Source organism: Pantoea sp. SGAir0184, assembly GCF_043544755.1.
Genome location: NZ_CP028050.1, coordinates 1,694,703 through 1,707,633, shown reverse-complemented (window position 1 = coordinate 1,707,633; position 12,931 = coordinate 1,694,703). Strand labels below are relative to the sequence as shown.

The window sequence follows — 12,931 nt, the reverse complement described above, 5'->3', positions numbered from 1 at the left end:
CGGCGTTTACCCGATATGCTTCTCTTCCTTCCCCGCCAGCGCTTCTTCACTCTCTATCATTGCAAAGAATAACTCGAGCTGCCCGAGCATCATTGACGCGGCCACCGATAACTGGCGTTGTGGTGCCACGCACAGTGACAGAGTAAAGGGTTTTAATACCGTGTCGATCAGCGGAATGAATTTCAGTTCTCCCCGACGATATTCATCAACAATATCCAGCCAGCACATCAGGCTGATGCCAACATCATCACGCACTAACGATCGCAGCATATGAATGTTATTGGTGCGCCCCACTTCCTTCAGGCGAATGCCAGAACTGTTAATGAGCGCTTCCAGCGGATCGGCCAGCATTAATGGCGCGGCGGGCACAATAAACGGCCAGGGTTCGCAATGGCTGAAGCGAATAGATTCCAGCGCTGCCAGGGGATGATGTCGGCTAACCACAATCCCCAGACGCAGATCGGCAAAGGATTTCACCAGCAGTTCACGCGAGCTTTGTGGGTTCAGCATGATGCCAAAATCAGCATCACCGGCGGTCAGCGCATTCGCGATATGGATATTGCTCATGGTGGTGAGGGTAAACGAAATGCCCGGATAGTCTTCACGGATACGCTGCAGGATTGATGAGAAAAAACCGCGGTTAATGGCATCAATGGTGGCGATATGCACATGGCCATGTCGCAAGCCACGCAGATCCTCTAATTGGGTACAAACACGACCAAAATCACGTTGCCAGTTTTTGGCCGCATTAAACAGGATTTCGCCAGCGGAAGTCATACATAAACCTGATGGATGGCGTTCAAACAACGGCATATCCAGCTGTTCCTCCACGCGCAAAATCTGCCGGTCGATAGAGGAGGCAGAGACGTGTAACACCTCGGAAGCCTTACGTAGCGAACCCTGACGTGCCACTTCGGTGAAATAAATCAGAAAACGTGAGAAGGCAAACATAGTGGGTGCTCTCTTTTTTGCAACGCATCATGCGAATTAAACAGATGGACGCTTACACAACGGCAAAATAATAATCGCATCCATGATAAAGACAAGGGTATGCGCGGCGCTAACGCTGATGACAGCCCTGCAAAGACAGGCTGATTATGAAATCAACACACCTGGCTGTCACCGTCATCGCAAAGCAGTCCAACGGTGCTGGCAATCTGTTACTGACGCTGGAGAGTGCCAGCGACCAACCGCTACCGCCTTTTACACCGGGCGCGCACATTGATGTCCATCTGCCAGCCGGCGGGGTGCGCCAGTACTCCCTGTGTTCGCCAGCCAGTGCGGCTGGCTATGAAATCTGCGTGCGTCTTGATCCCGCCTCGACGGGCGGTTCCCGCTGGTTGCATCAACAGCTGAATGTCGGCGATACCTTAACCCTGTCGGCACCGCGCAACCATTTTCCCCTGCCGGATGCACCGCGCACCTTACTCTTTGCGGCCGGTATTGGCCTCACGCCGCTGCTGGTGATGGCGGAAGCCCTGGCCGCGCGGCAGGCGGCGTTTACGCTGCATCTCTACCTCAAACGTCATGATGAACTGGCGTTTGCACCGCGTCTGGCGCAACTCGGTGATCGTGTCGTTATTCACTACAGCAGCGAAGGTGACAGCCTGCGCACCCGTATACCTGACGATCTGGAAACATCAGCCAATAGCGCGCTGGTAGCCTGCGGCCCGGCTGGCTTTATGCAACATCTGCAGCAGCGGGCGCTGGAACAGGGCTGGCAGCCAGAACAATGGCACAGCGAACGTTTCCATGCTGATGCGGCAATCCCCCCTGCAGGCGACAGCTTCGAGGTGGAGATTGCTTCTTCCGGCGCGCGTTTTCACGTCGGGCAGACGCAAAGCATTGCCGGGGTGCTGGCAGCGGCAGGCATCGACATCGAACTCTCCTGCGAACAGGGCATGTGCGGTGCCTGCATTACCGGGGTGTTAGCGGGTGAACCCGACCACCGTGACGAGGTGTTAAGCCAGAAAGAGCGTGCCGCGAATGACTGCATCGTGCTGTGCTGCTCACGTGCGCGATCTCCGCTGCTGGTGCTGGATTTATGAAAATCTATCCGGGCGCGACCGGCGCACGCTTACCCCGCTGGCTGCTGCCAGACAACTGGCCGATGCAGGGCCATCAGCCGCAGCTGGCGACGTTACATTTTCACCCTGACGGGCTGCAATTCGCGCCCTGTGAAGGAGCATGTGCCGATTATCTGCCGCTCAATGGCGCGCTGGTGCTTCCCGCACTGATCGAACCGCATGCGCATCTGGATAAAACGTTCACCTTTGAGCGTAGCCCGGCACGCCAGCCCGGTTTACTGGCTGCGATTTCCGCGATGCATCAGGATCGCGTGCACTGGAGCCGTGAGGATTTGCAGCAGCGCGCTGAGCAGGCGTTGCGCTGGGCGGTGGGGAGTGGCGTAGGTGTATTGCGCACCCACGTCGACTGGTTCAGCCCTGAAGCGCCGCTGGCGTGGCAGGTGATCGGTGAGTTACAGCATCCGCTGTGCCGTATTGAACGCGTGGCGCTCGCCCCGCTGAGCTTTTTTGCCCGCCAGGATGATGCGCAGCATATTGCCGCCCAGGTGGCCGTCAGCGGTCCGGGCGCGCTTCTCGGCGGTTTCATCCACAGCAGCAACTGGGATGCAGTCGCCTTCGCCAATCTGCTGCACGCGGCCGAACAGTGGCAGCTCGATATCGACCTGCACATAGATGAAGAGTTGAATGCCGATGCGCAGGGCATGCGCTGGCTGGCGAACTACCTGCAACAACATCCGTTCAGTGGCCAGATTACCTGCAGCCACAGCTGTGCGCTGTCTCAACAGGAAGATGCCCTGCAAATTCTTGACCGGCTGGCCCTGCACCGCGTGACGCTGATCGCCCTGCCCCTGACCAACCTGCTGCTGCAGGACGCGGTGCCTGATCGCACACCGCGTCAGCGCGGATTGACGCTGGTGAAAGAAGCGCAGGCGCGGGGGCTTTCACTGCTGCTGGGCGCTGATAACGTGCAGGACGCTTTCTGCCCCCTCGGCAGTTATGACCCGCTCGATACCCTGTTCAGCGGCGTATTGAGCCTGCAGCTGGGTTCTGCCTTTGATGAAGCCTCTCAGCTCATCTGCCAGCCCGATGCGCTTTATCACAACGATGTGGTGATTTTTCCGTCTGCCGATGCGGCAAGCTGGCCGCTGCGCCAGCGCCAGCGCTATCGGCTCAAACAGGGTGTGCGTTATGGAGACGAAACAGATGACGCTTGATGATGGCGCGGGTAAACCGCTGGCCAAATATGCGGCGTGGCGACGCGTCGGCGACTTTATTTTTCTCTCCGGCATTATTCCGGTGAACCCGCAAACCGCCACCATCGTGCGCGGTTACAGCGATATCCCTGACGCGGCGCAACGGCTGCTGGGACGCAGCGGTGAATTCTCTACCGATTTCAAAGAGGGCCCGATTCTGGCACAGAGCTGGTATGTGCTGGAGAGCATCCGCACCACCGTTGAACGCGCCGGTGGGCAGATGAGCGATGTGTTCAAACTGGTGCAGTATTTCCGCAATCTGGACCATTTCCCGCACTACAGCCGGGTGCGCAGGCAGTTCTTCCCGGATGAACCGCCGGTGTCAACGGTGGTGCAGGTCAGTGAAATGTTGCCCAGCCCGGACGTATTAATCGAAGTTGAAGCCACGGCGTGGTTGCCACAATAACGCGAGGAAACAGTATGTTGCATGGTTATATCCCGGCAAACCGCTTTTTGCCGTATCTGAGCTGGACCGACATTGCCACGCTGGATAATAAAGCCAACACGGTAATCGTTTTGTCGACCGGGGCGATTGAACAGCACGGCCCTCATCTGCCGTGCGCCGTGGACAGCGTGATTTCATCGGGCGTGGTCGGGCATGCGCTGGCACGTTTGCCCGCTGACATCCCCGCGTACGCCATTCCGCCGATCACCTACGGTAAATCCGATGAGCACCTGCATTTTCCCGGCACGTTAACGCTGACCGGCGAAACCTTATTACATACCATTCTGGAGATTGGTGAATCGCTGTATCGCGCCGGTTTTCGCAAGTTTCTCATGGTGAATGGCCATGGCGGCCAGCCGCAGCCGCTGCAAATGGCCGCACGCGAACTGCGTCTGCGCCACGGTGACATGATCATCATTATGCAGGACACCTTCAAAGTGCCTAACTGCGCCGAAAGCTTTATGGACGATAAAGAGCGCCAAATGGCGATGCATGCCGGTCATGCGGAAACCGCACTGATGCTGGCACTCGCCCCCGACACCGTGCAGATGAGCAAAGCCGTGGCGAATTATCCGCCTGCCTTCCCCTGCCCGACACTCTCGACCAGTAAACCCATGGCGGCATGGGCTTCTTATGATTTCGGCCCCAGCGGCGTGATTGGCGATCCACTGCCGTCGACGCCCGAACAAGGCGCGGCGATTCTGGATTCGCTGGCGGAAAGTTGGGCACAGGTGATCACCGAAATGCATCAAATGAGCTGGGTAACCCGCGCTGAACCGGCATGGGGCACAGGCCACTGGCAGGGCAAAGTATTAGACCACAACGACGCTGCATCACTCTTAACATCGCGCTAACCGGGGGATCACGATGAATAAAAAATTAAGCATGATTGCCGCACTGTCGCTGGCGCTGTCGGCCCAGAGCATGGCGGCGGAGAAATTCACCTTTATGACCAACTGGTATGCGCAAGCAGAGCATGGCGGTTTTTATCAGGCACTGGCGCAGAACCTGTATAAAGATGCCGGGCTGGACGTCACCATTAAAATGGGTGGTCCCCAGGTTCACACCATGCAGTTGATGGCGGCGGGTCAGGCAGACTGCATCATCAGCGATAACATGCAGGCGCTTGAATCCTGGCAGCAGGGTGTTGAAGCCGTGCCCGTTGCCACTACGTTCCAGCACTCGGCAATTGCTTTTCTTACCCATCCTGATGTGAAAGATAAAGCGGATCTGCAGGGTAAAACCTTCCTGCTGGCGGCGGAAGCTTATACCTCCTACTGGCCGTGGGCGCAGAGTGCGCTCAGCCTGAAGAATGCGCGCGTGCGCCCGTACACGTTCAGCATCCAGCCATTCCTCGCAGACAAAACGCTGGTGCAGCAGGGTTATATCACCTCGGAACCTTTTGCTGTGCAGAAAGCCCATGCGCAAGCCAATGTCTACCCGATCAGCGAATGGGGTTACCCGCCCTACGGCAACAGCATTGTGTGCATGAAATCAACCATTGAAAAACGTCCGCAGGCGGTAGCCGCATTCGTTAAAGCCTCAATGCAGGGCTGGAAAAACTATCTGCAGGATCCGAGCGCTGGCAACGTCCTCATCAGGAAAGAGAATCCACAGATGAGCGAGGAGCAGATCGCCTTCGGTATTGCCCAGATGAAGAAATACCAGATGGTGACGGGCGGCGACGCGCAAACGGCGGGTATCGGTATTATTACCGAGCCACGGCTAAAACAGACATGGCAGCTGCTGGTGGATAACAAGCTAATCGATCCGGCCAAAGTGCCGTTTGCGGGTAGCTACACGCTGCAGTTCATCAAAGACGTTAAGGTCATGCCATGAACACCGCCAGCAACATAACGCCGATCAATCCGGACAGCCAGCCACGGCCTGCAGCGCCGCCGGCGATTGAGGTGCTCTCCGCGGAGAAAATCTATCCCAACGGGACGCGGGCACTGCTGCCGGTGGAACTGACCGTGCGCCAGGGCGAGTTTGTTTCACTGCTCGGCCCTTCCGGCTGTGGCAAAAGTACCTTACTGAAAATGATTGCCGGCTTAATTGAACCCAGTGATGGCAAACTGATGCTATTTCGTCGCGATCGTCGGGAGAATCAACGCGATCTGCCGCTTTCCTTTGTGTTTCAGGAAGCCACCCTGATGCCGTGGAGCAGCGTGCATAATAATGTACGCCTGCCGTTGGATCTGGCGGGGGTACCACGCGGTGAAGCCGACACCCGGGTGCGGGAGATTCTGGCACTGGTTGGCCTGGGTCAGTTTGGTCATGTACTGCCACGCGAGCTTTCCGGTGGCATGCAGATGCGGGTGTCAATTGCCCGTGGTTTAGTGACGCGTCCCCGGGTGCTGTTAATGGATGAGCCCTTTGGCGCGCTGGACGAAATCACCCGCAACAAACTGGACAGCGACCTGCTCGATTTGTGGCAGGAGCAAAAGCTTACAGTAGTTTTTGTGACCCACTCGATTCAGGAAGCCGTATTCCTGTCGCAGCGTGTGATTATGATGGCCGCGCGACCGGGTCGCGTTGTTGATGATATTCGCATTGAAACCAGCCTGCCGCGTGATGATGCGTTTCGTGTCAGTCAGCCGTTTACCCATTATGCGCAGCTGTTGCAGCGCGGCCTGCTCGCAGCCAGTCAGGAGAGCAAAGCATGAAACCGCTTGCAGCAAACCGTAAATTTCAACAATGGCTGTTTCCGGCGGTGGTCGCCATTGCCATGCTGTTACTGTGGCAGTTTCTGGTCACCGCGTTTAAGGTGCCCGCCTTTCTGGTCCCTTCTCCACTCGTCGTGGCGCAAAGCCTGGCGCAAAACTTTCCGGCGTTGTTTATGTCCTTACTTTACACGCTGAAAATCACGGTGATCTCGTTTGTGCTGGCGACGGTTATTGGCTCCATCATTGCGTTTTTACTGGTGCAGAATCGGTTTATCGAGACGGCGTTATTTCCTTATATTGTCTTTCTGCAGGTAACGCCGATTGTCGCCATTGCGCCGCTGATCATTATTTGGGTGAAAGACACCACGTTGTCCCTGGTGGTGTGCGCCACTCTGATGGCAGTGTTCCCGATCATTTCAAACACCACACAAGGTTTACGTAGCGTGTCTCCGGGGCTACTGAGCTATTTCAGGCTCAACCATGCATCGCGCCTGCAAATTTTAATACGCCTGCGCATTCCATCGGCGTTGCCCTATTTCTTTGGTGCGTTGCGCATCTCCAGTGGCTTGTCGCTGATTGGCGCAGTGGTCGCGGAATTTGTTGCAGGCACCGGCGGCACGGATACCGGGCTGGCCTATCAGATCCTGCAGGCTGGCTATCAACTCAATATTCCGTTGATGTTTGCCGCATTGTTACTGATTTCCCTGGCCGGCTTCCTGCTCTTTGCACTGATGTCATGGCTCACGCGCCGCGTACTGGCAGCATGGCATGAGAGCGAATTGAGCCCGAGTTAATGCAACACGGGCGGATCATCAACCGCCCATCACCTCTTCGACTGACAGGAGCTATACATGTCTGAACCCGATCGCCAGTTTGCACTGGCGGCGCTGGTCGCGGCGTTGCCGGAATTTGACTGGATTAAAGAAGCGCCGAAAGTAAAACGTCTGTCACGTGACTTTCACTGGTTTAGCCCGGTGCTTAAACACCAGCTGGAAGAGAAGTTCGCCGAGCTGGCTGTTCGTCCACGCGATGAGAACGAACTGCTTGCCGTTGTGGCAGCCTGTGCCAAAGCGCGTATCCCACTGAATCTCCGGGGGGGCGGCACCGGCAACTACGGCCAGCTGATTCCGCTGGAGGGCGGTGTCATGGTCGACATGACACGCCTGAACAGCGTCACCGCCATGGGTACCGGTACGGTGCGCGCGCAGGCTGGCATTCGTCTGGGCGATCTCGAAGCACATACCCGCCCGCATGGCTGGGAGCTGCGTTGCATGCCCTCAACCTGGAAACTTGCCACGCTGGGTGGTTTGTTTGGCGGCGGTTTTGGCGGAGTAGGATCGATTAACTACGGTCCGCTGGCCGCGCCAGGCAACGTGCTGTCAATTCGTATGATGACGATGGAAGAGACACCGCGCATCATTACGTTGCAGGCACCGGATGCCCTGCTGTTGCATCATGCTTACGGCAGCAATGGCATCGTGCTGGAGATCGAGTTGGCACTGGCACCCTGCCACGACTGGATAGAGCGCCTGGATACCTTCGCCGATTTCCCCTCCGCGATGGCTTATGCCGATGCGCTGGCGCGTTCACCTGGCATTGTTAAACGTCAAATCGCGGTATTTGCCGCACCGGTGCTGGATTATTTCAGCGATTTAGCGGAGGCGCAGATTCGGGCTCAACACGGTGTCATTTCAGTGACGGGAAGCGAGAGTGATGGCCTGCTGCCCGCCATCCTCGCACAACACAACGGCCGTAATGCATTGCACTTTGCCGAAGGGGAAAATAGCGGCCATTCCCTGATTGAATATTGCTGGAACCACACCACCCTGCAGGCATTGAAGGTTGATAAAACCCTGACTTACCTGCAAACCGCTTATGCCGTGGATAATTACCATCAACAGGTGCTGGCAATGGAAGCTGAATTATCGGATGAGGTGATGTCACATATTGAATTTCTGCGCGACATGAACGGTGCGCTCACCTGTAGCGGCCTGCCATTAATCCGTTACAGCAGCCCGGAACGGCTCAACGCCATTATGGATATTTATCGTAGCCATAATGTGAAAATAAATAATCCGCATGTCATTCATATTGAGGATGGCAAACAAGGTATGGTGCGGCCTGATGTGGTTGCCCTAAAATCCGCCTGCGATCCTTACAACTTATTAAACCCCGGCAAGCTACGTGGCTGGGAAGTACGTGAAACCTTGCCGGCGGTACATATTCCCGGCGTTAATTGATCATCACTTTTTATTTACGGCATAACTCACCGCCGGGTGATCCTCTCACCCGGCTGGCATAGTTACGCTTTCCTCAACGGGTGTGTTTATTCAGGGATCATGCAATGAGAGCACTAAAACGTGTCGGTTTACTTGCGCTGTTTTTCCCCTTCGCGCCAGCAACACTGGCTGCGACACAAAGTAATATCAGCGACTGTCATTACGATGCCAGCGGTGTAGACAGCTTCAGCGATATATTCACCTGCGGTACCGTTAGCGGCAGTTTACGTACGCTCTACTACTCCACACACAATGCCTATTTTTCCAAAGGCTTTAATCAGGACACCACCAGTTACGGCGGCAGTGTGAAATATGAAACGGCTCCCGCGTATGGTTTTCGCGCTGGCGTGAGCGCCATCTTTTTGCGGGGGATTGATCACCCGGATGAAGCGCATACCATCAGCGACATTGGTGATAATCAGACCAATATCGGGGAAGCTTATTTAAGCTGGCAACAGGATGATTTTAAAATTACTGCCGGCGATCAACGCATTAACATTCCCTTCGTCGGTGACTATGACTGGCGTATTACACCGATACTCTTCAGGGGCGTTGATGCCAATTATGGCGACAGCACCCAGTATTTGCATGCTACCAAAGTCTGGCGGTACAAGCCCTGGGGCGACGATCAGTTCCTGGATACCACGGCCTATTCGGATATCGATGAGCGCACTAACGGCATGTGGGCGATTGGTGGCGGACAGGGCACCCAGTGGGATAACAAAAAACTTACCGGACAAGTGTGGTATCAGGAATATGCTGATTATTCCCGCGTTGTCTATGGCGAAAGTCATATGCAGTGGCAGGATACATTGTTGCAGCCGGATGTGGCTCTGCAGTTTATTCGCGGTACCAGCTTAGGGAAAGCGCTGGCCGGAGAGGTCAATAGCACCTCTTACGGTGCTCAGCTCGCGCTGAGTTTCACCCCTGCATTGAACTGGAAATTGGGCTACGACCATATTGCTGCCAGCCCCAATAGCTGGGGTAACGGTTCACTGGTGGTGCCTTATGCCCACAACAGTTCATCGGGCCCCTATTTCGCCCAGCCGTTTTTCACCAGTACCCAGGATCTTGGCAGTGGCAATGCATATATGACCAACCTGAACTACGTGCTTAATGAGCATCTTTCTCTGGGTACACAATATTCGTTTATGGATTTAAAACCCTCGGCACAGTCTGCCAGCATTAATCAGTCGGAATATCTGGTGTATTTCACCTGGGCGTTTAGCGGTGTATTAAAAGGATTAAGCGTGACCGATTTTGCCGGCGTGCAGACATCGCCTCTGTACGATTCACATTTCTGGCAGAATCGTTTGAGTTTGCAATACGACTTTTAATCATTCATTCCATCAGAATTAACTGTCTTTACCTGCTGCCCAGGATGGATGAATTGCTGATTAACCCATAGGCCCCTTTAACAGGGGCCTGTTGAGTTTTTGTACAATATTCACCGCCAGCGCCTGATGCGAAGCATTTGTCTGCAGGAGAGCGTACTGGCGCAGACGTTTTTCTCAGTGCCGCCTGTCAATGCGCTGCACCAGCCGATCGCCGAGCCACTGGATACCGCACACCAGCACGATCAGTACGGCGATCACCGCCACCATCACCGCAGTGTCAAAACGCTGATAACCGTAGCGAATCGCCAGATCGCCCAGGCCGCCCGCCCCGATGGCACCCGCCATTGCCGAGGCGCCGATCAGCGCCACCAGCGTGACGACAAAACCGGAAAGAATGCCCGGCAGCGCTTCAGGAATCAGCACCTCCCAGACAATACGTAATTTGCTGGCGCCCATGGCACGCACCGCATCAATCAGCCCGCGATCGACATCGCGCAGTGAAACTTCCGCTACCCGGGCAAAATACGGCGTAGCGGTGATCGATAACGGCACAATTGCGGCCCAGGTGCCCAGGGAGGTGCCGACCAGCAGACGGGTAAAGGGAATCAGCGCCACCAGCAGAATAATGAACGGCAGCGAGCGAAAGCCGTTGATCACTACGCCCAGCAGACGATTGATGCTCCGGTTTTCAGCAATGCCGCCGGGGCTGGTGGTCACCAGAATCAGTCCCAGCGGTAATCCGGCCAGCAGCGAAAACAGGCCGGCCACCGCCGTCATCAGCAGCGTTTCACCCAACGCGTTGAGCAGTAAATCAATCATCACTGGCGACATAACCGACCAACTCCACCTGTGCCTGCTGCGCACGCAGCCAGCTGAGAACCTGATACTCATCGGCAGCGTTGGCGGCCGGGAGCGCAATAAAGAAACGCACTACCGCGTAGTGCTGAATGTGGTCGATCCCCCCCTGCAGCAGGCGAAATTTTCCCGACAGAGCGCTGGCAAACTGCGTCAGCAAATCCCCCTGCGCCGCCACGCCAGCAAAGTGAACGCTATAGATCGCCTCACCTTCACGCTGTTCGCTGAGCCGCGCTGCGAGATTTTCCGGCAGCTGCGGCAGCAGCCCGCGCAGCAGCGTGCGCGTCAGCGCGGATTGCGGATGGGCGAACACCTGCCACACCGGGCCCTGCTCGACAATCTCCCCGGCGTCGATGACGGCCACGCGATGCGCCACGGATTTAATCACCTCCATCTCATGCGTGATCAGCAGAATGGTGATACCAAGCTGCTGATTGAGCGATTTCAGCAGCGCGAGAATCGAGCGGGTGGTTTCCGGATCGAGCGCCGACGTGGCTTCATCACACAGCAGCAGCGCCGGGCTGGCAGCCAGCGCGCGGGCAATGCCGACGCGCTGTTTTTGTCCACCGGAGAGCGCCGCCGGATAGTGTCCGGCCTTGTCGCTCAACCCTACCAGCGCCAGCAGTTCCGCTACGCGCTGGTTGCGCTGCGCCTTTTCCATGCCAGCTATTTTCAGCGGCAGCGCCACATTCTGCGCCACGGTTTTTGCCGACAGCAGATTGAAGTGCTGAAACACCATGCCGACGCGACTGCGCACCGCCTGCAGCTGCTGTTCCGACAGACCGGTAATACGCCGCCCTTCAATCTCGATTACGCCTTCATCAGGCTGCTCCAGCCCGTTGAGACAGCGAATCAGCGTCGATTTTCCGGCGCCGCTGCGCCCGATCAGGCCAAGGATTTCGCCTTTTTGCACCGTCAGTGAGACATTGCGCAGCGCCTGTGTCTGACCGAAACGGCGCGACACGCCCTGTAAACGCACCACGTTGCTGTGCTGCGCCACGCGATCGCGTACTGTTGCCTCATCGATCACGCCGCGCGCCACGGCGGTCAGGGGCACGGTGGCCTCGGAAAATAGCGTCATGGATGGGTTCCTTACCAGGCGGTTTCGCCCGTGCCTTTGTAGACCTTGTCAAACACCGTTTTGACGGCATCGTTCTGGTACGATGCCACCAGGGTTTTCACCCACGGGGCGCTGGCGTTCTCTTTTTTCACCGCGATAAAGTTGTTGTACGGATTGTCTTTTACCGGCTCCTGCGCGATACGATCCGCCGCGGTCAGACCGCTTTTCAGCGCCCAGTCGGTATTGACCACTGCTGCATCAAGATCCGGCACCGAGCGACCAATGATGCCGGAATCCAGCTCTTTGATTTTCAGGTGATGGGGATTATCAGTGATGTCGGCCGTGGTGGCGGCAATGCCGACGCCCGGTTTGAGTTTGATCAGCCCCTGTTGCTGCAGCAGCACCAGACCGCGCGCCTCGTTCGACGGATCGTTAGGCACGCCGATTACCGCTCCGTCTTTCAGAGCGGCGGCGCTTTTCACTTTCTTCGAATAGAGACCGATCGGCCAGACGGCGGTATCGCCGACGCGCACGATATCGTAATGATTGACCTTGATTTGATTATTCAGGAACGGCTGATGCTGGAAGGCATTGGCATCCACTTCACCATTCTGTAACGCTTCGTTGGGCTGATTATAATCATTGAAAATCACGGTTTTCACCGTCAGCCCTTTCGCGGCGGCCTGCTTTATTACTTCACGCCAGACGTCTTCGTCCTCGCCGCTCATGATACCGACCTTCACCGCGGTTTTATCCGCCGCCTGCGCCACTGAAAACGGCGCGACCACGCTGCCGGCAACCAGTAACGCGCCGACGGTTAACAACAATTTATTTTTGGCTGATACAAAGCGTGTGTGCATAAATTATTTCCTGAGTGTTATTATTACGCGAGTCAAAATAAGCTGCCGTGATCGACAGATACGCGCAGTATACGCAGTTGCTTATTCCAGCATTATGATTTATCCGGGAATGCTATTCCTGAAATGAATAAAGCCATGCCGCCGCTCAT

General features: G+C 56.1%; 13 protein-coding genes. 9 read left to right on the top strand and 4 right to left on the bottom strand.

Annotated features, from left to right (window positions below):
- Positions 1 to 6: 6 nt before the first annotated feature.
- Entirely contained in the window at positions 7 to 951 is a 945-nt protein-coding gene (locus tag C1N60_RS07830) for a LysR family transcriptional regulator (protein WP_394521618.1), read from the bottom strand.
- Between the two features lie 146 nt (positions 952 to 1,097).
- Between C1N60_RS07830 and C1N60_RS07825 the strand changes: the two genes are divergently transcribed.
- The 9 genes from C1N60_RS07825 (at position 1,098) to C1N60_RS07785 (ending at position 10,007) form a co-directional block, all read left to right on the top strand.
- Positions 1,098 to 2,048 (top strand): PDR/VanB family oxidoreductase, encoded by a 951-nt coding sequence (locus C1N60_RS07825; RefSeq protein WP_394521617.1) that lies wholly within the window; start codon positions 1,098 to 1,100, stop codon positions 2,046 to 2,048.
- Positions 2,045 to 3,241, top strand: coding sequence for an amidohydrolase family protein (locus C1N60_RS07820; RefSeq protein WP_166711551.1), 1,197 nt, complete (start codon positions 2,045 to 2,047; stop codon positions 3,239 to 3,241). Before C1N60_RS07825 ends, C1N60_RS07820 begins: the two co-directional genes overlap by 4 nt.
- Entirely contained in the window at positions 3,231 to 3,686 is a 456-nt protein-coding gene (locus C1N60_RS07815) for a RidA family protein (protein ID WP_021509778.1), read from the top strand. Before C1N60_RS07820 ends, C1N60_RS07815 begins: the two co-directional genes overlap by 11 nt.
- 14 nt (positions 3,687 to 3,700) lie before the next feature.
- Positions 3,701 to 4,579: a creatininase family protein gene (locus C1N60_RS07810; protein WP_394521616.1), complete on the top strand. Its 879-nt coding sequence runs from the start codon at positions 3,701 to 3,703 to the stop codon at positions 4,577 to 4,579.
- A 13-nt stretch (positions 4,580 to 4,592) separates the two neighbouring features.
- Positions 4,593 to 5,564, top strand: a complete 972-nt coding sequence (locus C1N60_RS07805) for an ABC transporter substrate-binding protein (protein ID WP_088518058.1) — start codon at positions 4,593 to 4,595, stop codon at positions 5,562 to 5,564.
- Positions 5,561 to 6,391, top strand: coding sequence for an ABC transporter ATP-binding protein (locus C1N60_RS07800; protein WP_104189732.1), 831 nt, complete (start codon positions 5,561 to 5,563; stop codon positions 6,389 to 6,391). The genes C1N60_RS07805 and C1N60_RS07800 overlap by 4 nt, the downstream gene beginning before the upstream one ends.
- Complete coding sequence (locus C1N60_RS07795) at positions 6,388 to 7,185, top strand: ABC transporter permease (protein WP_104189730.1); 798 nt, start codon at positions 6,388 to 6,390, stop codon at positions 7,183 to 7,185. Before C1N60_RS07800 ends, C1N60_RS07795 begins: the two co-directional genes overlap by 4 nt.
- A 57-nt stretch (positions 7,186 to 7,242) precedes the next feature.
- Positions 7,243 to 8,631 carry an FAD-binding oxidoreductase gene (locus tag C1N60_RS07790; protein ID WP_088518055.1) on the top strand — a complete coding sequence of 463 codons (1,389 nt, stop codon included), beginning with the start codon at positions 7,243 to 7,245 and terminating at the stop codon, positions 8,629 to 8,631.
- Between the two features lie 104 nt (positions 8,632 to 8,735).
- Complete coding sequence (locus C1N60_RS07785; protein WP_346302972.1) at positions 8,736 to 10,007, top strand: TonB-dependent receptor; 1,272 nt, start codon at positions 8,736 to 8,738, stop codon at positions 10,005 to 10,007.
- Between the two features lie 174 nt (positions 10,008 to 10,181).
- Here C1N60_RS07785 and C1N60_RS07780 read toward each other — a convergent pair whose 3' ends face one another.
- From C1N60_RS07780 to C1N60_RS07770, 3 genes are read right to left on the bottom strand one after another with little or no spacing between them, the layout of a single operon-like run.
- Entirely contained in the window at positions 10,182 to 10,838 is a 657-nt protein-coding gene (locus C1N60_RS07780; RefSeq protein ID WP_088518053.1) for a methionine ABC transporter permease, read from the bottom strand.
- Positions 10,819 to 11,943 (bottom strand): methionine ABC transporter ATP-binding protein, encoded by a 1,125-nt coding sequence (locus C1N60_RS07775; protein ID WP_394521615.1) that lies wholly within the window; start codon positions 11,941 to 11,943, stop codon positions 10,819 to 10,821. The genes C1N60_RS07780 and C1N60_RS07775 overlap by 20 nt, the downstream gene beginning before the upstream one ends.
- 11 nt (positions 11,944 to 11,954) lie before the next feature.
- A complete protein-coding gene (locus C1N60_RS07770) occupies positions 11,955 to 12,782 on the bottom strand; it encodes a MetQ/NlpA family ABC transporter substrate-binding protein (protein WP_088518052.1) in 828 nt (275 codons plus the stop codon).
- Positions 12,783 to 12,931: the final 149 nt, after the last annotated feature.